We start from the raw sequence: 23,656 nt of genomic DNA on the forward strand, positions 1-23,656 counted from the left end.
AAATGGTTTTTTTTAATATAAAAAACCCTGTCTAAAGCCAGTATGAAAAAAATCGGTGTTTAATAGGTGATTGGTTGGAAAAAAATCCAAATTGTTTTAAGTTTATAATATATTTGTTTTAAAGTTTTTAAGAAAAATAGTTTAAAAAATAAGGAAGGAATTTGTTAAAAAAATAGGGTAGGAGTTTTGTTAAACTCCCTAAAATTTACACTCCCTCAAAACATTTTTCCATGTGTTCCTTGCTGGGTTTTTTGGTTAGAAGACTTACCACCACTGTAACCACCAAAGCAATTGGTAAAGCAATTATTATAGGGTCAACTGTGGGCCATGGCATTGAAGTTGATAGCACAGCCTGGCCAGTCATTGCTTTAGCAATTCCCAATGCTTCTGCTGATTTTTTGTATTCAAATACCAGCCAGAAGAGACTGATCAACGTCCCGACCACTAATCCAGATATGGCACCAGCTTTGGTACATCCTTTCCAGAAAAGGGCAAATACGTACATGGAGAGGAATGCTGCTGCGGTGATGGAGAACCACATGGATGTGCCCACTGCAATAATGTTGGTGGGGAGTATGAATCCCATGATAACTGCAATGATCATGGCAATGGCAATTCCTATCCTGGCAACCATTACCGATGCTCCTCCCTTTTTATTGGCCACTGTTTCATAGATATCTCTTCCCAGTGCAGTTCCCTGCACATGTACCTGGGCACTGAGGGTAGACATGGCTGCGGATAGGAGGGTGATCATGAAAAGATACGCAAACCATAAAGGCATGGCCGCCGTTATGAAGGCAGGAATGATCTTATCTGCATTACCCCCTGCAGCCTGTACTGCTAACTTCCCAAGGGTATCAAAGAAATATACATTGGATAACGCCCCTACAATGAAAGCGGTTCCAGTCATTAGGAGAATAAAAATTCCACCTATTAGGACTGCCCGGTTAAGTTCCCTGTTGGATTTTACAGTCATGAATCGTACTACGAGCTGTGGCTGGGATAGAACTCCTATTCCCACTCCCAGGATAAGTGTGCTTACCAGTGTCCACCAGAATGGGCTTCCGAGTGAAGGCATGGACGTCCACCCAGTGAATCCGGTTGCAGTTGCAGTTGCAGTTGCACTGGCTGGCACCTGATTAACCAGGTTGGTCAGGGCCTGGTTGGCATCAGTCACTCCACCAAGTATCCAGTAGGTGGCCACCAGAAGAATTACCATTCCCACGAACATTATGGTCCCCTGCACGGCATCAGTGTACATCACACCCCGTATTCCACCAAAAATAACGTACAAAGCAACTATGACTGCCAGTACAACTAAAGCGATATTATAATCTATATTAAGGGTTGTTTCGGCGAAGCGGGCCATACCGATCAGAACAACCGACGCATACAACGTCATTCCGAAAAATATGACCAGTCCACTGAAATACTGTATGAACTTACTATCAAAACGTTTGGATAAAAACTCGGGGAAAGTTAGGGCTCCTAAATTGTGTCCCATTTTCCGGGTTCGTTTTCCAAAAAATACGAAGGCTATAAAAATACCAACTAGTATGTTCAGGAACGTCAGCCATAAAAGACCCATCCCATAAACTCCAGCCGTACCACCAAAACCTACAATAGCCGCTGTACTGATGAAGGTCGCCCCATAACTTAAGGCCATTATAAACGGATGGGTTTCCCTTCCAGCCACCATGTAATCATCGGCGGTCTTGGTTCGTTTCCAGGCCACATATCCCACGTAACCTGTTATCAAAAGGTAGATCAAAACTACAATACTGAGTATAAATAAATCATTCATCTAATCCACAACCTATCTTTTTTATGAATATGGATGATCAAGCATCTTCTTCATCCCAAAGACCTAATTCTTTTTCTTGCATTTCCTTTTCTTTATCATGCCAGCCTACTTCTTCTTTTATCTGTTTTTCTTCATCTTCGCCGCCTTTATTCCAATTTAAAATACCGTAAACAACACATAAAAGAGTTGCCAGAATGCATCCAACATATGCACCCCATATCCAGGGGTCGTTTATCCCAAGAACCAAGCTTTCACCTCCTTTAACTAGTAATATGTTTATTAATTATTTATCATTATAAATTAATGAATAACACTTTTAATATTTATCGATTTATCCAAGCCAACAGGAACTCACAGTTGCTTGCTAATGATTAAATGGCAATGAAAACTTCCCATAAACAGTTTTAGCATAAAGAAATGCTGATTAATATTACATCTCTTAGATTTGAGATAAAAAATTGTGAAATTCCTAAACTGATCCCCCTACATCCAGGCCAAAATAATCCATGAGGCATTACAAGCATCCATATCTTTAAAAAATAACGTGAAGATCCCTAAAAAAGACATAATAACTAGTACGTTCTTATATATCAATTGGATTTAATTGGACCAATATAAGATTTTAATTGGACCCTGAGAATCTAGTTAGTACTATTAAAACCGAATAGTTAATTGAAATTAGAGATATAAGGGGTGAGGGTAATGGTTGAGACATCCATAACTTTCAAAAGAGAAACGAAAGAATCATTGGGTGAGATTAAGATTCCTGAAGAGTTTATAAAGGATTTTCATTTTTCAGGTGATGATCATCTGATGATTATGCTGAGGGTTATTGGAACTGATTCTAAAAAGGTTGTAGATTTTTTTGAGGGAAGTGAAACTGAAAGATTCCACATAAAAACTGAAAATACTGTAGAAAGTACTTACATAAAAGAAACATCAGGCAAGTTTATTTTAAGTTCCATGTACCTTGATGAAGGACCTCCTCTTTCAGTGGATATTAATCAGGAAATTCCCATGGTTAGAGCTATATTGGACTTTAAAAAGAAATAATATATGTTAAAACCCATGATTAGTGTAATTTCCATCTATTTTTAGTTAATATTTAACTTAATTCCCATTTTATCTACTAATTAACTGCAATTTTATCTATTTATATATTATGGAAACAGGTTTTTTCAAAAAAAATCCGGAATTCCAGTTTTTATTTTATAAATTAGAGTGTTATATCAGTACAATTTTAAAATAGTGACCACAATTTAGGAGGCTAATATTATTTATATTACTCTGTATATCTCCATTACCCTTGTATCAATTGATTATTATCAAAAAAAATTACCAACAAGTAAACCATTTTATTAATTAAACATCTGATTAACCAGTTAAATTTTTGTGAGTATCAGGGCTCTAAGACTTATTAAACGGTTGAAGCGAAATTTCAAGAGATATTAAAGCTTAGAGCCCATGACATAACCAAATTATAAAATGGTTAACGTGAATTTTTAGAGGCCCATAAAATCATTTGCACCAGTAATTGTGAATCTTGAGGATCGATTTCAGGGTGGGAACTGCTTAAAAGAACTCTGCCTGAACCGTAGCTTTCCCCCACAATAGCCGAATAACCCTGGTAACCTGTTGAGTTATCAGAGAAAGTAGCAAATGAAGTTGCACTGGAACTTGTAGTATACATTGCAGGGCCATTTTGATGGTGAAGACTTATTTGAGAAGAATCAATTAACGTACTCCCGGATGAAGTGGGGTTGATTGAAACCAATCCCTCATAACTTACATCAATAGTGTTTACATGTGAAGCAAGCCCCCATCCAGAATAAGCCCCATCAACGCTGTTGGATGCAGCATAAGCTCCGGCACATATCCCCAGATATCCATTACCTTGGTTTACAAATTCTTTAATGTCATCGTTGTCAATGTTGCCACTGGCAATATAAGTTGCGGAGTTTCCTCCGGGCATAATCAAAATATCATAGCCAGATAAAGTATTGGAGTTAATTTCACTACTAGTGTCATAGTCAAAGTATATCCCACTGGAAAGATTCATGCTATTACTTTCATCCAGACAGGCCTTTATACCAGCTACACTCTCTTCCATTGAACCATCACCATCAAATATCAATACTTTAACCGTTGAAACCTTATTAGTGGTATTGTTAGTATTTATTTCATCAGAATCATCAGGAAGTCCTACTACAAAAGTCATTGCAGATAGTAAGAGAATGATGACTAGTATGGATATGAATAATTTATTTTTACTTATAAAAATCCCTTTTATTATAATTCCTTTAATTATAAACCCTCCGGCATTATTTATGCCTCTTGATGTCTATTTTCTAAATTTAATACATAAAAGTAATTTTTCCCAGATTAAACCGAAGTTTTACCGGTTCCGTACAGTCTTCACCCAAATCTTTCCCAAGTCTCACATGCAAGTTGGTGAAACTTGAGGTAATGTTAAAAAAAATCCGTGCAAATGATCTAAAAAACAATGCTTAATAGAGTAAATAAAGTTCTGAGGGATACTAATCTCTAAAAAAATTATTGAATAAATTTTTAGGAATATTGACCAGATATAAGGGGATTAATACAAGAAAAAGACGTGAAATTGAATAAAAAAACATGCATTGGATAAGAAATAAATTAGTAATTTGATAAATTTAAATCATAATTAAAAAAAGGAAAGATGAGTTGATTGGAGGGGATAAGATTATTTCCAGCTTATCTTCAGCAGTGCACTTAAGGCTATTAACTGACTTATATTAATAAGTAAGAGAGAATAATCAGTCCCTTGTTCTACTCCAGAGGGCATTGGAGGAGGTGGGGGAGCCAGAAATCCCATGGAAAGCAGATTTTGGATTAGTAAGAAAGTTCCAAATATCAAAAGCCCCAGTGTATATTCTGATTTCCACTTCCTGTAATTCTTCCAGTAGATGGAAAGTAAAATTATTATAATTGATATGTTGGCCAATGCCACTGCCATACCCAGATATCTTAAAACCATTCCAATCCGCTCCTTTATTATGTCTATTCTTTTTCAGATTCCTTCCATATCTGTTTGAATGAATCGAAGTTTTCCTCCATTACACCAGAAAGCATGTAAACCGTCCCGTACTGCCCCTCACCACAGGTCATCACGATATTATTTTTTACCAGAACATTCAAGTGATGTTTAACAGTTTTATAATCTAATTTAAGGCACTTAGCAAGTTGATTGGCATTATATGGTCTGGAATTGAGTTCATTTATTATCCTGGCGCGATTTATCCCCCCACGCGTTCCAGCTATCAGCCACCAAAGTAAACCTTCCATAATATCACTAAATTATCATATAAATACACTAACTAAATCATCCCTAATGCATGACCTACAAATTATTAGATTAATCCTATCACATTAAATGCGTAATCTCCTTAATATAATTATTATTAATAATAATAAGTTATGGGAAAATACTCCATGATTTACTTAATATTAAGTTTGTAATCAAAGGATTTATACTTAATTAAGTTTACTCCTTTAAAAATCAGAAGAATAACGTATGGATGGGGATTTCGTAGATTATGGTAAAATATACTGATCATATATAGATTATAAAAATTAGATTATAGATTATAAAACTAAATGAGGTTTTACCTTGTCTCCTAAAACAATAAGTCAATATGCCGGAAGTAGTATTGAAGAGTATGATTGATGTTTTTGTTTAAGTAGATCAGAATTGCTACATACATTAATAAACCCGCAGAAGATTTTTTAGGAGAAAAGAGAAATGATATTATTGTTAAAAATGTCCTAGAATAATTGTGCATGATCCATTATGAAATCCTTCTCATCATATCTCCCCATTACCAAATGGGCCAGGAACTATAATAAAGATTGGCTGCGGCCGGATATTATAGCCGGAATTACTGTAGGTGCTTTTTTAATTCCAGAATCCATTGCATATGTATCTTTAGCTAATTTACCACCAGAAGTTGGATTATATTCGGCAATGGTTGCTGTTCTAGTCTATGTAATCTTTGGAACATCCCGCCAGCTATCTGTGGGCCCCCTTTCCACCCTTTCTATCTTAGTTGGTTCTACACTGGGTTCTTTAATGATCCCCAATGCAGCCCAGTATGCCATGATTGCATCTCTGGTGGCAGTTATTGCTGGTCTTCTGGCAATACTGTCCTGGGCTTTAAGATTAGGGTTTATAGTTAAATTCATATCCAAACCAGTATTAACCGGTTTCCTAGCAGGAATAGCATTATTCATTGCATCTGGTCAGATCGCCAAATTATTTGGAATATACGGGGGATCGGGGACTTTTTTCCAACGGATATATTACTTTTTATCCCATATAGATCAAACTAACTTACCCACTCTTGCTGTGGGTGTGGCTGGAATCCTATTTTTGTACTTAGCCACCAAAAAATTCCCAAAACTACCAAACACCCTCTTCCTGGTTTTGGGATCAACTATACTCATTACTATTACTAATCTAACTTCTTTAGGAGTGAAAGTAGTGGGTTACATCCCTCAGGGATTACCCTCCCTTGTAATTCCCGATCCTTCTTTATTAGATGTAAATATTTTAATTACACTGGCCGCCACTGTCTTTCTCATAAGTTATATGGAAGGATATTTATTTGCCGCCGAATATGCGGCAAAAAACAAGTATAAAATTGATAAAAACCAGGAATTATTAGCTTTAGGAGCATCAAATATCGCTGTGGGGTTGTTCCAGGGGTTACCTGTAGCCGGGGCACTATCACGAACTGCAATAAATAATGATAGTGGGGCTAAAACCCAACTCGCAGGAGGTGTGTCAGGATTAGTTATTCTCCTGGTTTTAGTATTTCTGACCGGAATCTTCACCAACTTACCCGAGACCATACTGGCAGCTATTGTACTATTCATCATAAAAGGACTGGTGGACATACCTCATTTGCGTAATATCTATAATTTTAGCAAGATAGAATTCATTATTGCCATCATAACCTTACTATCGGTATTGTTCTTTGGTGCGTTGGAAGGTATTGTAATTGGAGTGATACTATCGGTAGTGGGGTTGATCAAAAAAATGTACAATCCCCATATCGCAGTTTTGGGGAAAATGCCCGGCAAAGACCAGTTTTTAGATATAAAAAGACGCCCGGAAGCAGAAATAATTCCAGAAATACTTATAGTACGGGTGGATGGGTCTCAAATATTCTTAAATACTGAAGATATAAAAAATAACATTCTTAACTTGATAGATCATGAATATAAAGATACTAAACTATTTATTCTAGATTTTGAGGCCACGTCTTTCATTGATCATTCTGGAACTGAGATGTTGGAGGGCCTCTATGATGAACTACAACAGAGGGGGATTAAACTTAAAGCAGCCAATATGTACGGCCCACTGAAAGATTCTCTTCAAAAAACGAAATTAGAAGAAGAAATTGTGGAGAGCACTGTTTCTTTGACCATCGAAGATTGTATTGAGATGTGGGAGTTGGAAACTCGTAATTAGATTTTTAAAAAATATTATAACCCCTTAAAAAATAGCAAAAAATTCTTTGCATTATTAAGCAACACTCTACCTTTCATAATGAAAATTAAAGTTTTCAAATAAATTTAAAAAGACCCAGATGATTTAAAGTGCCATTTGTAACAATCAATATTGTTTTAGTAATATACAAATTGTTTTATTCATTGAAAACTATAATATAAAATAGATATTCACTATTTATGCCTTGGAAATTGGGGGTTTGAAGTGAAAGATTCAAATGATGGAAAAAATCTTTCAAATGAATTAAAGTCACTGCAGCAAAGAATAATTGACTTAGAGAAACTACTCGCTGATCAGGAGCTTCAATTAGATAAGTCACAGCTCATGATACAACTTCTTGATTCAGCCACGGATTCTGTTTTTTTACATGATTTTGATGGAAATTTTGTTTATGTGAATGAAGCTGCTTATAAAACACGTGGTTATACTAAAGAAGAGTTAATGGGGATGAATATTCATGATTTGGATGTACCTAAATATGAAAAACTGATAGAACCCAGAATTGAAGATTTAATGGAAAAAGAAGAATCTATTTTTGAGACAGCTCATTTCCGTAAAGATGGTTCCCAGATGCCTGTGGAAATACATTCCCGGATTATTGAATATGAGAACAACCCACTTGTTTTAAGTTATGTTCGTGACATTACTGAGCGGAAAACGATTGAAAATGCTTTAATGTCCTCCAAAGAACAATATAGAACTCTTTTTGATAGTATTGGTGTTGGAGTAGCTTTCATAAGTCCAAATATGGAAATTTGGGATTTGAACAACCAGATGAAAGAATGGTTCCCCAATATAGATATTTCAGGAAAGCCTATCTGCTTTAAAGCATTTAATGATCCTCCCCGGGAAAATATCTGCACCTATTGCCCAACATATAAGACTTTAGAAGATGGAAAAGTTCATGAATCTATAACAGATACTCCTATAGGTGATGAAATAATCAACTTTCGAATTGTTTCTTCACCCATAAAAGATGATGCAGGTAATGTTGTTGCAGCTATTGAAATGGTTGAGGATATCACTGCCCACAAAAGAACAGAAGAAGAATTAAAACGTGCCTATGCTACTTTTAATTCAATTTTTGAAGGTCCTGAAAATATAATTGCCTTTTCACTGGACCGTGACTATCAATACATCTTCTTTAACCAGGCCCACAGTCAAACTATGAAAAATATTTGGGGAGCAAACATTGAGATTGGCATGAGCATGTTAGATTATGTTTCTTCTCCCGATGATAAGGAGAAAGCTAAAATTAATTTTGAACGGGCACTGTCTGGTGAAAATTTCATAGAAATTGAAGAGTATGGGGCGGAAAGCCTCAGCCGGAGATATTGGGAGAATATATATAACCCCATACAATCTGACAAGGACATAATAGGCCTTACTGTTTTTTGTATTGATATTACCAAACGACAAAAAGCCCTTTCAAATCTTAGGCAAAGTGAAGAAAAATTCCGCGCTGTCACCGAGTCTGCTATAGATGCAATCATTACCACGGATTCTGAGGGCATTATCTCATTTTTTAATCCTAGCTTCCTGGAACTTTTTGGTTATTCTGCTTCTGAACTCTCTGATAAACCAGTATCTATCCTCATTCCCAAAGGACATAAAAAGGAGCATATAAAGGGAATGAAATCACTTGAAGCAGGAAAACTGCATAGAACAGGCCAAACATCCAGGGCTATTGGCTTAAAAAAAGATGGAACTGAATTTCCATGTGAAATGTCACTTTCACTTTGGAAATCAGGTGAAGATACTTATTTCACATCCATTATCCGGGATTTAACAGAACGACAAAAAGTCGAAGAAGCCCTAATAGAAAGTGAAGAGAAATTTAGGAGAATCTTCCATAATGCTAACGATATGATCTCCTTAAACGTGATGAACGATGATGGTATGCCTGGAAAATTCTTAGAAGTGAATGATGTGGCTAGTGAAAGATTAGGCTACACCAGAGATGAACTGTTAAATATGAGTCCTCCAGATATAGTGGCTCCAGAAAAACGGGTGGAAATGCCGGGAAATGCTCGGGTGCTCATTGAAAAGGGTCATAACACTTTTGAAATAGTGCACCTGACTAAGGACGGAAGAAGAATACCTATAGAAGTTAACAATCATCTTATCACTTATAAAGGGCGTGAAGTTTGTCTTGCAATTTCGCGCGATATAACTGAACGTAAAAAGGCGGAAGATGCACTTAAATTAAGTCGAATCCGCCTGTCCAATGCCATGGATTTAGCGCATCTGGCCAACTGGGAACTCGATCCCTATAACCAGATGTTTATATTTAATGATAAATTCTATTCTATGCTGGGCACAACCGCAGAGAATGAAGGCGGTTATCACATGCCAATAGAATATTATATAAAGAGATATGTACACCCTGAAGATGCTCAATTTATCGCAACGGGGATGAAAAAGTCCCTTGCTATTCGTGAACCTGCCTTTGGCACGGATTTTGAAAACAGGATTATTCGCAGGGATGGTGAGACACGTAATGTGGCAATTCATATCAAAGTAATCCCGGCAACTGAAAGCCAAAGTGCACGTGTTTATGGGGCTGTGCAAGACATTACAGAGCACAAAAAGGCAGAAGAAAAGTTAAAAGAATCCCTTGAAGAAAAAGAGATGCTTCTTAAAGAAATACATCACAGAGTTAAGAATAATTTAATGGTTATTTCCAGCTTATTAAACCTCCAGTCTCAGTATATCAAAGATAAAGAAGCTCTGGGGATTTTCAAGGAAAGTCAAAACCGTGCCAGATCTATGGCACTCATTCATGAACGATTATACAGATCTACCGATCTAAAAAGGATTGATTTCGGTGATTACATCCGAACCCTGGCTAATGACCTTTTCCATACCTACATAACGGATCCCGGTAAGGTTAGGCTTAATATAAATGCGGATAAATTAATGGTAGATATCAACACAACCGTTCCCCTGGGCCTAATTGTCAATGAACTTTTGACTAATTCCATGAAGCATGGATTCATTGAGGGTAGAGAGATTGAGGGTGGAGAGGGAGAAATCAGGATAGACTTCCACAAAGAGGGTGATAAATTTGTTCTTGTAGTGAGTGACACTGGTGTGGGATTCCCTGAGGATCTGGACTTCCAAAACACATCCACACTTGGTTTACAGTTAGTTAATAACTTAACCAACCAACTCGATGGTACTATTGAATTAAATAGAGATAATGGAACCGAATTTAAAATAACATTTGAAGAACAATACAAATAATCATTTGATCATTTTCCAAACTCTTTATCAATAAAAAAAAGGTTAAATAACGCCTGATCAGGTTATTGTTTAAATTAGCAGTACTTTTTAATTTTTTTAAGCGGCAGTTTAATCTTCTGAGTACTGTTGAAAATCAGCAAGCACCAGCATCAAATTAAATCCCTTTTTGGTGATCATGTAGTCCCCTCTTTCATGTCGCTGGATGATAAGATCACTTTCCAGGAGTTTCTGGATGTGGAACAGCAAGTTACCACCACGAAGCCCAGTTAATTCAGAAAGGGCTGAAAAGCTATGGGTTTTAGAGGTCATGGATTTTAGTATCTGCAGTCTCTGTTTATTGGACAAAGGCTCGAGTACAGTTTTAACGATTTCTTCCTCATTTATAGAAGATATTTCTGTTTTCTTTTCATCGTTAGAATTGTATATCTGTAAGGAACCTATGAGGTTTAACTGTTTTTCAAAAAGAGAATTAACTTCACTGAAACAAATATCACAATTATCAAAGGATGCCTGTTTTCTTATTTTGCTAAACTCATCCCTTTTTCCAGTGATAACTTCATCTGAAACATTTCCCCGCCGTATGTTTTTTGAATTATCCTCAAGAAAATCAGTGAATATTGATTTGCAAGTGTCCCTCATGGGGCATGGATCCACCATTCCCCCCTCCAGACCCTTTTTGATATCATCATTAATATAAGCAGTTATTGAATCTATAAAATCCTTCCTTAAATTCGCCATCATTAGATCTAAATATTCCTGATTGGACCTTTCCATTAATCGTTTTATATCACGGTGTATTGCTTCTAATTTAGCCGGAGTATCATAGATTTTGGAATTATTCATCTTATTCACATTTTCCATGTATTTTATATTTGGGCAGTAGATAATAAAGGTTCCTTTGTTGACCCTTAAGGTCACATTTGTGCATAAAAGTGCACTTAGTACATTTTAATGACGGTTTAGTATATATTTATAATTAACGATAGTTAATAGTATTCAACCAAGGAGATGATAAAAATGGGAGTTAAAGAAGAAATACACGCACAGATTGTGGGAGCGCTGGCAGGAGCCAAATTTCCAATAGGAACACCTGAATCCCTCTTATCAGCATTCCCAGACGGAGCCGAAACTACCTGCAAGTCTGGAGATGTTGAACTGAAAGCAGGTGATGCAGGGCAAGTGTTAACTGCTGATGACTTCCCATTTAAATCAGCAGAAGAGGTTGCAGACGTGATTGTTGAAAGAGCAGGGTTATAGAATAACCCTTATTTTTTAGAACCAGAGACATTCTAGTATGGGCTTTTTTATAATATTAACTATTATCAAGGTTTATAATACCTTTGCCATCTTCTATCTTTATATCTGCATTGGATTGTGTTTTTATAGTCTTCAGGAAAGTCTCAGCATTCTGAGTACTCATAAAACGGGGACAAGAATTTGTAATTCGGAAGGGGTATATAATAGCGGTTAGATTTCCATTTAAATCCTGTAATTTCACGACCATCGACTCCTTGGGGGATGGATTGGTCTGGTCAAAAACACAGTTGCCTAAACTGTAGAAGATCAGCTTTCCCTTGTAACTTTCCACATTTTGAAGTACATGAGGATGGCTTCCTACAACCAGATCAGCACCCTCATCTATACATTTTCGGGATAGATTCTGTTGATACTCATTTGGTGAAGTTGAATACTCATTTCCATAATGGAAAACCACAATAACAGTGTCTGCTTGAGTTTTTGCCTGGTCTACATTTTCTTTTATTACATTCCACTCTGCAGGTGCAAATCCAGAAGTGTTAGCTGTGGCTGGTGGTAACTCTGATTCTGAGAACTCTTGAAAGGTTGTTGTATCAAAAAAGTTGAGAATGGCTATGGTACGGTTGTCTATGACAAAATATGCGGGTTTAGATGCTTCCTGGAGGTTACTACCAGCCCCCACAGTTGTGATGTTATAGGTTTCCAGGGTTCTTAAGGTATCGTTAAGTCCGGATTCACCGTAGTCCATGATGTGGTTGTTTGCAAGGCAGGCCACATTAACATTGTCATCTTTCAGTATGTGGGCATGTTCTGGATCGGCTTTTACAGGAACAACAGTTTTTAAATTATTACTGGAGTTGGTGAACGGATCTTCGAGATTTATAACCACCAGATCTGACATTTTAAAAAGTGGTGTTAAATCTCCAAAAACGTCCACATTACTATCCAAAAGAGGATCAACTGCAAAATCAAACATCACATCTCCAGTTAAAAAAATGGTTATGTTTGAAGCCTCTGATTTTGATTTTTGAGGTTCACTGTGGCTTTGGCAGAGGTACATTGATGAGAAGGATATTAAAAGTACCAGAGATAAAATCAGCACCAGATAAACCTTTTTAACCATATTAATAACACCTAATCTTTACTGCACTTTAATGGGAACTTTATAAACAAGTTTTTGTATTTCTTATTTATTTATATTATGGAGTATTCAAACCCATAAACCAATAATCAGAAGTTGTCCACCTTCAGCTAAAAATACCATTAAATACCAAATATTAATTAATTGAGTATAACTACCAGCCCATATAAACTTTAAAAATAATTTTAAGACAGATTGACCAGGCTGAACACTTACATTGCTATTGAAAATGTCCGCTTACACAATCATAACCGGAAACATGAGAATTACATAATTACAAAATGATTTGACGAACATTTAGTTAGAAGGTAAAAATGCGAGACAAACGATTTATAGCAGAACATAGGGGCGGGCCCTTAAAAAAGGAACAACACTATCAGTTAATAAAATGGGCCTGTGACTGTTCAGAGCATGTACTACCTCTTTCCTGTGAAATAGATGATCGGCTGAAAAACGCACTGAATGTGGCTGAATTGTGGCGACAAGGGAATGCTTCAGTTGGTGATGCGAGAAAAGCTTCATTAGGCGCAATTACAGTGGCAAACGAATCCTCAAACCCGACTACGATTTTAGTGGCTCGTTCTATTGGACACGCTGTTGCAACTGCCCATATGGCTGATCATTCCTTAGGAGCAGCGTGGTATGCTCTGAAAGCGACGAAAAATGCATGTAAATCACCAGATGCAGAACGAAAATGGCAAAATGAAAAACTGCCACCAGAAATTAAAGATCTAGTCTTAAGTGCAAGGAAAGCACCCAGATTTAAAAAGATATGAAACTCGAGGGGTCAGTTATACTTAAAATGTGCACATATAGGAGTTTAGGGAGTTTCTGTGCGGTTAAATGTCACATTTTCTGGCGTATTGGTTAATTTTACGTCTACCTGGTGAGTGGTTCCACTATAGATATCTGTAAAGTTGAAAAAGTGATTATTCGTTTGTTCTTCGAAAACATCGTAGTTCCAATGTTTTAACTCATAAGTCCTGCTGTCCGCACCATACTGGCAAAATAAAGTGTTATCAGATGTTGTTAAGTTTATATTACCAAATAAATCGTTGGAATATACACCCACATAACCACTTAAAGGTAGTGTTTGATCTACTATAGGTGGTGTTGGAAGTTTAGGTTTTAGTTCATCAGTGGCCCAGTTGTAATAGGGAGTCCATGTATCCGTGTTAAAATCACCATTTATTAAATTCTTGAATTTATCATTGCAGCTTTTTTTAAGGGTAACACCATACTCTCCTCCATTGGTGAATATTGCTATAGCCAAACCTTTAGAAGGATAAAGTGTAAGGTGTGTATATTGACCAACACTAGCTCCTTCATGATATAAAGTACCATCTGCTCTTATGTGCCATCCCATACAGTACCATGAAGGGGGATTTGTATTTTTATTGGTTTGTCCGGTTCGTGTTTCATCTAGTTCAGTTTTATTTAATATTTTTTGGCTATTGTAATATCCTGTATCAGCAATCTGGAACTTAAGCCAATTAGCCATCTCACTTATTGACATATACAAACTTCCTGCTGGTCCAACACCATCAGGAATAATATCATATGGTTTGAGAGTGCCGTTTTTAAGAAGTGTATAAGGAGTCACGTGATTTGATGAGTTAATGAAATCCCAGTAGCTTGTTTTGGTAGTAGTCATTCCCAATGGATCAAGGAGATCTCTTTTAATTAGCTCATTCCATGTGTTATTATTTGCCTTTGCTGCACAAAAACCTGCCAATGCATAAAGTAAATTTTGATAAGCATATGAAGAGCGGAATGGGGTAATGTTTTCAATATATCGGAGATTATAAAGAGAAGTGGAAAAACTTTCGTTGAAGTATGTATAATAATCATCTCCACTATTTTCCTCTAGCCCACTACACATAGTTAGACAATCTCTGATTGTGAAATTAGTAGTAACTTCGTTGCTGTATAACTGGAATTCACTAGGGGATGAAAAATATTTAGTTATGGGGTCGTCCCAGCTCATTAAACCATTACTCACATATTGTGCTACATTAGTTGCTGAGAACTGTTTAGTGAGGGAACATATTCCAAATAAAGTATTTTCATCAACTGGTTCTCCTGAAGCTAAATCTTTAACTCCTAAACAGTTCATGTAAATTATTTTATCATTTTGAACTATGACTACCGCAGCAGCAGGTATTCCTGATTGAGTGAATTTGGATTTGAAATATGCATCAAAAATACTGAGTACATTATTCATTGGATCAGGAGTAGGTTCAGGGTTTGGTGAGGGAGTCACTGGAGATGAAGATGGACTATTAACCCCTGAGAAAGGAATAAAAGTTAAGAAAGTAGTTGAAGGAATAAAATCATTACTATTAGTGGAATTATTCCCAGTTTGGTTAACCGTGTTAATCACATTATCAACCTGAGATATATTAGGATTTAGAGGATTAAAAACCAAAACACTTACAAAAACCCCTACTAATACAAAACCAATTATAATTCCTGCTGATACTTTATTATCCACTCATTTACCCCCCAACAAATAATTATACTATTTTTTGTCAGTAACTTATTATAGTCTTTACTAAAAAAAATAACATACACACTAATAAATATACACTTATATCATGTCATTTAATCCCATGAACAAATGGAAATATTGTTTTTTTAAGTACTATTTGTATGGTTGAACACTGAATAGCAACTAATGCAATGATTACGGTTAACCCCCCTAAACTCTTACGGTTAACCCCCCTAAACTCTTATTATCCATATTAATCACCTATTCCTAAATTTTAACTCGTCCGATTAAAAGTACCATTCACACCATAACCGCTTTCAATATAATCCACTTTAACTTGCTGTGCTTTCCCACTACCATCTATAGAAGTGAAATTTACAGCAGTATTATACGAAAAAGGATTATCTACAATTTTAAACACATCTCCACTCCAATGCTCTAAATTAGTAGGTTCAGTACTGTTACCCATTAATAAAATCAGTTTTCCATCGCCAGATATGACATTTACATTACCGTAGAAAGTATTATTATAAACACCCACATATGTACTCAAATTCTTTGCGGGTTCAGGAGGTGATGGTGGATCTGGCAGTTTGCCTGTAGTGTCTTGAGATGTTTTAGTAGCACTATCTCTAAGTTCGGTCCAAATTGTCTCGTCTACTTGGCCGGTCTGATACAAATTAATAAAAAACAAATATAAGGCTTTATTAAATGCTATTCCATAAGTATCTTCATTAGATACTACTGCAAAACCTAAATTATTGGCAGGATCCAATGATATCAAAGTTTTAGATGGTGGAACGTTTCCAGAATGAGTTATAATTCCATTAGATGTAATTCCCCAACCAAACCCATACCATGTGCTGCCATCCATTTTAATCTGTGGTGTTTTTGTTTTTGTCAATTCTTCACTGGATATCAGCTGTATTCCATTATAATTCCCATTTGCAAGCTGTAATTCGAGCCATTTAGCCATATCATTAATAGAAAAAGCAATAGAACCTGCACCTTTAATTTCATCAACATTTAAAGGACCCCATTCGGTTATAGTTCCATTTATATTTACATAGGTATGGACTCGATTAGATGAATTTAAAAACTCATAGAAGTCTGCGGTGGCAGTTTTCATTTCCATAGGCTTAAAAATCATTTCTTTTATCATTTCCTGCCATGAAGGGTATTCTAAACCCGCATTTTTAGCAGCACGAAACGCACACTCACCTGCGAGACAATACATTATATTATTATACTGGAAAGTGCTTCTGAAGACTGTGTTATTTTCTATATAACGTACTCGGTATAGAACATCGGGATATGTATAATTAAAGTACATCCATAATTGATCACCAGAACTGGCAGGCAGTCCACTGCAATGGCATAACAGGTCTCTTATGGTAATTTCATCAGAAACTGTAGCGCTGTACAACTGAAATTCTTCAGGGGTGAAATAACTCCTCACAGTGTCATTCCAGTGCATGATGCCTAAATTAACAAGTTGAGCAATATTCGCTGAGGTAAAAGCCTTACTGCATGAGCCAATCTGGAATAGAGTGTCTTCGTTTACAGGATCTTGGGTTCCATATTCTTTTACTCCCAGACATTTTTGGTAAATTACGTTCCCGTCCTTTACTATAATTACTGCAGATGCAGGAATCAGGTTTTCTCTGAAAAACTTCTCCACATAAATATCGAACTTTGCTAAAACTTTATCTAAATAAGAAGGAGATGGTTGCGGTTGTATGCTGTCTGTTGACTCATAAGATATTACAGAAGTGGCTAAAACGTTATTAACTAAATAATTATTGTTTATTGGATTATTAGGCTGGAGCTGTGATGTGTCATTGGAATCTAGAGAATTTGAACTATTTAATTGACTATCATTTAAAGTGTTAGGTGGATTCAGGTTGGGATTGAAAAAAGCGATGAAACAAACTAGGACAATACCTCCAAATAACAATATCCCCCCTAATTTACTGTTTATCATAGATGTTATTACTAACTAATGTGAGTAAATAAAGTTTATGTTATTAATTTTTGATAAAAATTAGTTTCTTAAAAAAAATATAGAATAATTCTACTTTAAGTTTATCACCATTTATGGTCCGGGCCCACCCTACACTGCCCCGAAAAAAAGTATCTCTAACGTATTTTTTATGATAGAATAAAAATAAAGGCTTGAAATGGAATTGGAAACTTGAAGTAGTCAGAAGTTTTCCACCCGCCAGTGGCACAGAATATACGGAATTGTCCTAATTATACAATTTTTGGTCTTTTTATCAGATCTCGGCCAATTAGAATAATACTATCTAGTTTATTCTAAAATTGTTTTTCAGATTCAAATAAACTTATTGAACTATCTAAATCATCCTTACTTGATTCAATAATTACTATAGCTGACTTTAATTCATCATCTTTATATTTCTGATCAACCATTAAACGATGAATAACAAATCCTATAATAGATAATACAGCCATGAAAATCAAAACAAAGAAAATTAAAGCTAATAAATATTGATAGAAAGTGAGATTTTCAAGATTAGTAAAAGATAAAATGAAAGCGACTAAAAATGCGAAAATAAAGCAGGTGGCAATGATTAATAATAATTTTTGGTCGTCACTGGCCCTATCCTTAAATGAAGAATAAGCTGCTATAGATAGGGAAGATCCTGCTACACTTAAAACCAGAAATCCAGATATTATCGTATTAATATCCATTTTTTCACCTTTAATAGATTTAATGGCACTCTTGTTGGAACACTTCTTCTTTAGTTAAGGGACGAGCATATTCCATCATTTTACTAAAAGCTTCATCATACTTATTAATCAACTCAAGCTGCGCCTGCTTTACCCCTACCGATCCCCGGCTATCGTTGTGTCTATGGGGCTTTTCAATGTATAAATGATCTTTATTAAAAATCATGAAATGATTGGTAGGTCTTCTGGGCAAGATTAAATATTCAACGTTCTTATATTGATCAAGAAGGGTGTAAATTTCCATCTTATCCTCAGAAAATACTTTAGGACCGCTTATAATAGTTATTGAACCAAATTTATGATACGCTGCGTGTTTAATTATCTCTCGTTTACCATCGCTGAATTCTCCACAAATCACTTTGAGTTCTAATTCACCAATGATTTTTCCTTTAGTTTTTTGATTTTTCAGCTCTTCGATCAGATTAAATCTCCACACTCTTCTTTTATATCTCTCTGCACGGTGAAAAAGGACAATTTCTCCCCCATAAAGAGCTCACTATAGTGTGGATTATGCCTATAGATCAATTTAATTAAGATAATGACCACTAATGTGGCTAAAATCATTACCATCACAAGTGCTGCATAATCAAATTGCATTTTATTATCCTCTTAATATTGAAAATTAATAATATAATTTAAGATAAATTCAAGATTTGGATATAAAGAAAGGATTTGGTCAATTATTCGTACTACTGCGGAGTATCACGTTAATTACCATGATATATAGTAGTAATTATAATATTTGATTATTTTTCTCCTCTTTGGAGAGATGATAGCCATTCAAGTACTTTATCTGCGATATCTTCAGAGATATCTTCAATCAAATCTTTTTCACTCCAAGTACATATTTCTGCCTCATCTATATCGCCAACTACGTCTTCTATCCGATCTTGATCACTGTATGTTCCCATTTCAGATTCACAGAAACTAAAAATTTTATCATGATTTTCAAATACAACATTCCATTTCTGTGAATCTCTAATCTCCCAATACCAATAATAGGTTTTAATGGTTTCTTCTTCAGGATCTTGCTTATCAGTTTCCTCTTCTTCTTCGTAACCAATGATTAAAACCGTGTTGTCGTCTAAATAAATATGTTTCTCCCAAATATCCTTATCTCCTTCTATCCTCTCTGATTCTGAGTTTTCTATCAGATCTACAAGTTCTTTTTTGTCAATAATTTTAACACACCCCTCTACTGATAAGATTATTGTATTATTTTGGATATTCTAATTTGAATTTAGAATTAATGAATGACGAAGATTTTAGGGTTACTTATGTTCTTTATGATATCAATGAGAATTATTTCCTATTGGACCTGTGATTGGTTCAAAAAGTTTCTTTCTCCCCACAATCTCGACATTTCCAATGACTAAATCCACCTCGAGCCTCATAATAATCCCAAATAGTTTCTTTTTTACATCCAGCGCAATAGTTACGTTTTGTTTTCTGAGACATTTTCACACTCCCTCTTGTTATATTATGTATTTTATCATTATTTAAGATTCTTAAACTACCACCCAGTTTTACTGCAAGCACCATGTTTACTTAATGGAAATGGAGTTAAACTTAACAATAGAATCCGAATTGGTCAAATTATAGATTTGGATCCTCTAGGAATAATTCCACTTTTATTTATTTAAATAAGATAATTGGAAAGAAATTCCTCATAATTAAAGAATTGAAGTATAAAAAAAATTAACTCTAAAACGAATTTTTAGAGGTAATAGTCCATGTTCAGCCTACACTGGAGATAAAGATGTCCGCATACGCATTCCGGAATAGAATGAAAATTAATGATAAAATTCAAAAACTTTGAAATTAAACATTATTTATAAACATTAATTGAATATCAAATCAGATACAAGTCGAATATTAATAGGAATATTGTTTAAAGGTTTTATAAGGAGAGTTATTTATTTATGGTTACAAAAAAGTCATACACAACTGGTTCAGTAAATTCAAAAGACGGTACCAAGATTGGCTATCGAAAGATGGGTAATGGGCCTGGTATTATTCTCCTGCATGGAGGCATAAATGCATCACAACATCTTATGAAACTTGGCACTCTCCTCTCAGATGAATTTACAGTATATATTCCAGATCGCCGTGGTCGTGGTATGAGTGGGCCAATTGGTGATAATTACAACATAGGAAAAGAAGATGAAGATCTTGATGCTCTCCTTAAAAAAACCGGCGCTCATTTTGTCTTCGGAACTGCAGATGGTGCGCTTTTTGCACTGCATGCATCAATATCTAATCCAAACATCCACAAAATAGCTGCTTATGAGCCTCTTATTTTCTTTGGCCAGCCAGGGCTCAAGGAATTTGAAACCATGATAGAGCATTATAACAAGCATATAGCCGAAGGCAACGTGGCTGCATCAATGGAAAGTTTAACCAAGGATTCAGGTAAATATATGGTAATAAACATCACACCGGATGTTCTATTGGTACCAATTTTTAAACTGGCATTAAAATTGGATGCATGGAAAGTCAAAGGCGACGATGTAACACTCCAGGAACTTCTCCCTACACTGCACAATGAACTGGAAATCGTCCAAAAAACTGAAGGAACACTTGAAAATTACAAAAATGTATCTGCAGAAGTATTATTGCTCCGTGGCAGCGAAACTGAACCCTTGTTAAGAGATACTCAAGACACCTTGAACAAGGTATTGCCCCATTCTAATCTGATTGAACTCCAGGGCCTTGATCATGGATCAGCCCAGGATTACGGCAACCCAGAGCCCATAGCACAAGAATTAAAACGGTTTTTCTGAAAATGTTAAAATATAAAAGAAATAAATACATAATCACTTAAATTTTTATTTTAATGTTTAAATCCATTTATTAGCATTTTAAGGCCTTTTGACGGTCACCTTAATACTGCAGATAAAGGTGTCCTACAATTAATGTTCGCCATGTAAAACTTTTTTTATGAATTAATATATATTTTATCAAATATTAGGAAGAGATTATTATATGTGTTTAAATCATTAATAAAAACAAGAGGTGATATTATGATGTCAGTGGCAATTGTTAAAAGGCGTTTAAAAGAGGGGAAAACTTACGAAGATTTCCGCAAAGCCTGGTATCACACTACTGGATTTGGTACTAATAATAAAATGTATAGTTTGATAAATGCATTCGACGAACGAGAGATTATCGTGATAGGATTTACTGAAATACCCACAGATAAAGAAGAGATTTTAAAGGGTTTGAGAATAGATGTCAAGGAAAGGCTTGATAACCCATTGGATGATGTTATTGAACCAGATATAGATCGTGATTTCGGGATTCTAATATCTGAAGATGATTTCTCAGCAGAGGGCTCCATAAAGTACAAAAACCCAACTGTTAATGGAATAAAGACGGATGTTGAAGAAATAGTAAATGGCTTGATAGAATTTAAACAGTCCCTAGAACAAGCATCATCAGAAAGGGATGCTGCCCGGAAAACAGAATAATCTCCTACCATTAAGATTTTATATAGTTTTTTAAGACATTATGACCAGGCAAATCCTACACTGCAGATAAAAGTGCCTGTAAACGTTTTTTTCTATAACATAATAAATAAAAAAAAATAGAGGTTTCAAGTGCTATTTGTGCGGTTAAATGTGTTTGTCATATTAGCTGGATTCACCGTATAATCTGTCGCCGTATAGGTTATTAGCTGTTGATATTTGTTATCTTCAAGGTCTTTGAAAGTTAATAAGTCACTGTTACTTCTTACGACGAATGTTGTGTCATTCCAATGAGTTAAATTAAACGGCTGTTTATTATTGCCATAATAACTTATTAAATTGTTATTTTCAAGCTGAATTGTAATGTTTCCATAGAAATCGTTTAAATATACACCTTCATAGTTAGTAAGGGCTCCGGGTCCTGTTGGGTTATCCGGAGCTGGTTCGTATATTGGTTTATATGTATCGTGAAAAACAGTCCAGAAATCTGTATTTTCATCACCATTCATTAAATCTAATAATTTTTTATATACACTCATCCTGAAAGCATCTCCCATACTCCCTTCATTAGTTAATATTGCTATACCAATTCCTGAAGATGGATAGAAATTTATGAATGCTTTTGATGATGGTATTGTTCCAGCGTGGGATATATGGGTTTTATCAATATCCCATCCATATCCGTACATGGTATCATTTTTATCATCTGTGTATACATATCCGGTTCTGGTTGCTTCTAAATTTTCTTTAGAAACTATTATCTTTCCGTTATACATTCCAGTATTTGCCATTTGGAAATTCAGCCAATTAACCATCTGACTAATTGAAGCACCCATACTACCTGCCGGCCCAATCTCATCTAAAGCAGGGGGATATGAAGGTTGTTTAATCAGAGAACCATTATCATCATAGTATGTTATATAATGGGTTGCATGATTGGGTGAGTTCAAGAAATCAGTGAGATTAGTGGTTGCTGTATTCATTCCCAGGGAGTTTAAAAGTTCTTCTTTAATTAGATCTCCCCATGATTTGCTGTTTGCTAGGGCAGCACTATAACCGCCCAAAGCATACATTACATTGTTATATTGATGGGTAGTACCTAATGAACTGGTATTTAGTACAAAACGCAGATTATAAAGCATTTGGGAATAACTGCTGTTGAAAGTAAATGCCTCTGGATCTCCTTCAGCAGCGGGCATACCACTCGTATGTTTGAGACAATCTGCTATCGTTAAATTGGCATTGGCATTAGGATCATATAAATAGAATTCATTGGGATTATCAAAGTACATATTTACAGTGTCATTCCAATGCATTAACCCTTTATCAACTTGTTGGGCAACATTGGTAGCAGAAAAAGTTTTAGTTACTGAAGCTAATAGAAATAAAGTATCAGGGGTAACAGGAAGACCCGATTCGAGATCCCTTACACCAAGAGTATTCATAGAAACTATTCTACCTTTATAAATAAGAACCACTGCTGCACCTGGCAGTCCAGCATTTGAAGCTTTTAAAAACGTGGATGTCACATATGCATCGAAAAGACTGATTAGGTTATCCATTGGATCAGGCGTAGGTCCGGGACTTGGTGAAGGACTCACTGAAGATGAAGATTGACTAGTTCCAGATGATAAAGGGACGACGTTTAATAGAGGAGCAGATGAAGAAAGAATACCAGTATTGTTAGTAGAAGTAGTGTTGTTACCAGTTTGGTTGACAGTGCCAATCATGCCATTATCCAGTGGTGTATTTGATTTTAAAGGATTGAAAACCAAAACACCCGCTACAACAACCATTAATAAAAAACCTAGAACTAATCCTGCTAGAACCTTATTATCCACCCATTATACCCCCCTTATGGAATAATTAGTATAGATGTTAGTTAGTAATACATACACTTATTTTTTTCTATAAAAAATAGTGATACTTTAATTAAATAAAAAAA

At 35.5% G+C, this 23,656-nt stretch carries 20 protein-coding genes; 7 read left to right on the forward strand and 13 right to left on the reverse strand.

The window, feature by feature from the left end; translation table 11 throughout:
- Positions 1-205 precede the first annotated feature (205 nt).
- Together HY987_RS00525 and HY987_RS00530 are read right to left on the reverse strand one after the other, a co-directional pair.
- Entirely contained in the window at positions 206-1,804 is a 1,599-nt protein-coding gene (locus HY987_RS00525; protein WP_292754303.1) for a sodium:solute symporter, read from the reverse strand.
- A gap of 37 nt (positions 1,805-1,841) precedes the next feature.
- Positions 1,842-2,051: a symporter small accessory protein gene (locus tag HY987_RS00530; RefSeq protein ID WP_292754306.1), complete on the reverse strand. Its 210-nt coding sequence runs from the start codon at positions 2,049-2,051 to the stop codon at positions 1,842-1,844.
- Positions 2,052-2,506: 455 nt separating this feature from the next.
- Between HY987_RS00530 and HY987_RS00535 the strand changes: the two genes are divergently transcribed.
- Entirely contained in the window at positions 2,507-2,857 is a 351-nt protein-coding gene (locus HY987_RS00535; protein WP_292754308.1) for a hypothetical protein, read from the forward strand.
- Between the two features lie 436 nt (positions 2,858-3,293).
- Here the strand turns inward: HY987_RS00535 and HY987_RS00540 are convergent, their stop codons facing one another.
- The 3 genes from HY987_RS00540 to HY987_RS00550 all read right to left on the reverse strand — a co-directional run bounded on the left by HY987_RS00540 (position 3,294) and on the right by HY987_RS00550 (position 5,128).
- Positions 3,294-4,022 (reverse strand): BPL-N domain-containing protein, encoded by a 729-nt coding sequence (locus HY987_RS00540; RefSeq protein ID WP_292754311.1) that lies wholly within the window; start codon positions 4,020-4,022, stop codon positions 3,294-3,296.
- A gap of 504 nt (positions 4,023-4,526) precedes the next feature.
- A complete protein-coding gene (locus HY987_RS00545; protein ID WP_292754313.1) occupies positions 4,527-4,820 on the reverse strand; it encodes a hypothetical protein in 294 nt (97 codons plus the stop codon).
- A gap of 23 nt (positions 4,821-4,843) precedes the next feature.
- Positions 4,844-5,128, reverse strand: coding sequence for a winged helix-turn-helix domain-containing protein (locus tag HY987_RS00550; RefSeq protein ID WP_292754316.1), 285 nt, complete (start codon positions 5,126-5,128; stop codon positions 4,844-4,846).
- Between the two features lie 505 nt (positions 5,129-5,633).
- Here HY987_RS00550 and HY987_RS00555 point away from each other — a divergent pair.
- Both HY987_RS00555 and HY987_RS00560 read left to right on the forward strand, forming a co-directional pair.
- Entirely contained in the window at positions 5,634-7,316 is a 1,683-nt protein-coding gene (locus tag HY987_RS00555; protein WP_292754318.1) for a SulP family inorganic anion transporter, read from the forward strand.
- A gap of 243 nt (positions 7,317-7,559) precedes the next feature.
- The gene (locus tag HY987_RS00560) at positions 7,560-10,601 is read left to right on the forward strand and encodes a PAS domain S-box protein (protein ID WP_292754321.1); all 3,042 of its coding nucleotides are present in this window, start codon (positions 7,560-7,562) and stop codon (positions 10,599-10,601) included.
- A gap of 108 nt (positions 10,602-10,709) precedes the next feature.
- Here the strand turns inward: HY987_RS00560 and HY987_RS00565 are convergent, their stop codons facing one another.
- Entirely contained in the window at positions 10,710-11,444 is a 735-nt protein-coding gene (locus HY987_RS00565) for a winged helix-turn-helix domain-containing protein (RefSeq protein ID WP_292754324.1), read from the reverse strand.
- Between the two features lie 174 nt (positions 11,445-11,618).
- Between HY987_RS00565 and HY987_RS00570 the strand changes: the two genes are divergently transcribed.
- Positions 11,619-11,858, forward strand: coding sequence for an MTH865 family protein (locus HY987_RS00570; protein WP_292754327.1), 240 nt, complete (start codon positions 11,619-11,621; stop codon positions 11,856-11,858).
- A 55-nt stretch (positions 11,859-11,913) separates the two neighbouring features.
- On the opposite strand, the gene HY987_RS00575 is transcribed toward HY987_RS00570, so the two are convergent.
- Positions 11,914-12,981: a CapA family protein gene (locus HY987_RS00575; RefSeq protein ID WP_292754329.1), complete on the reverse strand. Its 1,068-nt coding sequence runs from the start codon at positions 12,979-12,981 to the stop codon at positions 11,914-11,916.
- Positions 12,982-13,313: 332 nt separating this feature from the next.
- Between HY987_RS00575 and HY987_RS00580 the strand changes: the two genes are divergently transcribed.
- Positions 13,314-13,775, forward strand: coding sequence for a putative immunity protein (locus HY987_RS00580; RefSeq protein ID WP_292754332.1), 462 nt, complete (start codon positions 13,314-13,316; stop codon positions 13,773-13,775).
- Between the two features lie 44 nt (positions 13,776-13,819).
- Here the strand turns inward: HY987_RS00580 and HY987_RS00585 are convergent, their stop codons facing one another.
- The 5 genes from HY987_RS00585 to HY987_RS00605 all read right to left on the reverse strand — a co-directional run bounded on the left by HY987_RS00585 (position 13,820) and on the right by HY987_RS00605 (position 19,155).
- Positions 13,820-15,493, reverse strand: a complete 1,674-nt coding sequence (locus HY987_RS00585; protein WP_292754335.1) for a serine hydrolase — start codon at positions 15,491-15,493, stop codon at positions 13,820-13,822.
- A gap of 271 nt (positions 15,494-15,764) precedes the next feature.
- Entirely contained in the window at positions 15,765-17,447 is a 1,683-nt protein-coding gene (locus tag HY987_RS00590) for a serine hydrolase (RefSeq protein WP_292754337.1), read from the reverse strand.
- A gap of 359 nt (positions 17,448-17,806) precedes the next feature.
- On the reverse strand, positions 17,807-18,205 hold the full coding sequence (locus HY987_RS00595; protein ID WP_292754340.1) for a hypothetical protein: 399 nt from the start codon (positions 18,203-18,205) through the stop codon (positions 17,807-17,809).
- 19 nt (positions 18,206-18,224) lie between these two features.
- Positions 18,225-18,680, reverse strand: a complete 456-nt coding sequence (locus HY987_RS00600) for a hypothetical protein (RefSeq protein WP_292754343.1) — start codon at positions 18,678-18,680, stop codon at positions 18,225-18,227.
- 310 nt (positions 18,681-18,990) lie between these two features.
- Complete coding sequence (locus HY987_RS00605) at positions 18,991-19,155, reverse strand: hypothetical protein (protein WP_292754346.1); 165 nt, start codon at positions 19,153-19,155, stop codon at positions 18,991-18,993.
- Between the two features lie 1,011 nt (positions 19,156-20,166).
- Between HY987_RS00605 and HY987_RS00610 the strand changes: the two genes are divergently transcribed.
- Together HY987_RS00610 and HY987_RS00615 are read left to right on the forward strand one after the other, a co-directional pair.
- Entirely contained in the window at positions 20,167-21,027 is an 861-nt protein-coding gene (locus tag HY987_RS00610) for an alpha/beta hydrolase (protein WP_292754349.1), read from the forward strand.
- Between the two features lie 240 nt (positions 21,028-21,267).
- Positions 21,268-21,714: an ROK family protein gene (locus HY987_RS00615; RefSeq protein ID WP_292754352.1), complete on the forward strand. Its 447-nt coding sequence runs from the start codon at positions 21,268-21,270 to the stop codon at positions 21,712-21,714.
- Positions 21,715-21,839: 125 nt separating this feature from the next.
- On the opposite strand, the gene HY987_RS00620 is transcribed toward HY987_RS00615, so the two are convergent.
- Complete coding sequence (locus HY987_RS00620; protein ID WP_292754355.1) at positions 21,840-23,552, reverse strand: serine hydrolase; 1,713 nt, start codon at positions 23,550-23,552, stop codon at positions 21,840-21,842.
- Between the last annotated feature and the right edge of the window lie 104 nt (positions 23,553-23,656).

The sequence above is a fragment of the Methanobacterium sp. genome, from assembly GCF_016217785.1.
GTDB lineage: Archaea > Methanobacteriota > Methanobacteria > Methanobacteriales > Methanobacteriaceae > Methanobacterium.

Coding starts and splice junctions, on each gene's coding strand:
- HY987_RS00525 (WP_292754303.1), bottom strand. CDS start 1,804: ATGAATGATTTATTTATACTCAGTATTGTAGTTTTGATCTACCTTTTG.
- HY987_RS00535 (WP_292754308.1), top strand. CDS start 2,507: ATGGTTGAGACATCCATAACTTTCAAAAGAGAAACGAAAGAATCATTG.
- HY987_RS00540 (WP_292754311.1), bottom strand. CDS start 4,022: ATGACTTTTGTAGTAGGACTTCCTGATGATTCTGATGAAATAAATACT.
- HY987_RS00545 (WP_292754313.1), bottom strand. CDS start 4,820: ATGGTTTTAAGATATCTGGGTATGGCAGTGGCATTGGCCAACATATCA.
- HY987_RS00550 (WP_292754316.1), bottom strand. CDS start 5,128: ATGGAAGGTTTACTTTGGTGGCTGATAGCTGGAACGCGTGGGGGGATA.
- HY987_RS00555 (WP_292754318.1), top strand. CDS start 5,634: ATGAAATCCTTCTCATCATATCTCCCCATTACCAAATGGGCCAGGAAC.
- HY987_RS00565 (WP_292754324.1), bottom strand. CDS start 11,444: ATGAATAATTCCAAAATCTATGATACTCCGGCTAAATTAGAAGCAATA.
- HY987_RS00570 (WP_292754327.1), top strand. CDS start 11,619: ATGGGAGTTAAAGAAGAAATACACGCACAGATTGTGGGAGCGCTGGCA.
- HY987_RS00575 (WP_292754329.1), bottom strand. CDS start 12,981: ATGGTTAAAAAGGTTTATCTGGTGCTGATTTTATCTCTGGTACTTTTA.
- HY987_RS00580 (WP_292754332.1), top strand. CDS start 13,314: ATGCGAGACAAACGATTTATAGCAGAACATAGGGGCGGGCCCTTAAAA.
- HY987_RS00595 (WP_292754340.1), bottom strand. CDS start 18,205: ATGGATATTAATACGATAATATCTGGATTTCTGGTTTTAAGTGTAGCA.
- HY987_RS00605 (WP_292754346.1), bottom strand. CDS start 19,155: ATGGGAACATACAGTGATCAAGATCGGATAGAAGACGTAGTTGGCGAT.
- HY987_RS00610 (WP_292754349.1), top strand. CDS start 20,167: ATGGTTACAAAAAAGTCATACACAACTGGTTCAGTAAATTCAAAAGAC.
- HY987_RS00615 (WP_292754352.1), top strand. CDS start 21,268: ATGATGTCAGTGGCAATTGTTAAAAGGCGTTTAAAAGAGGGGAAAACT.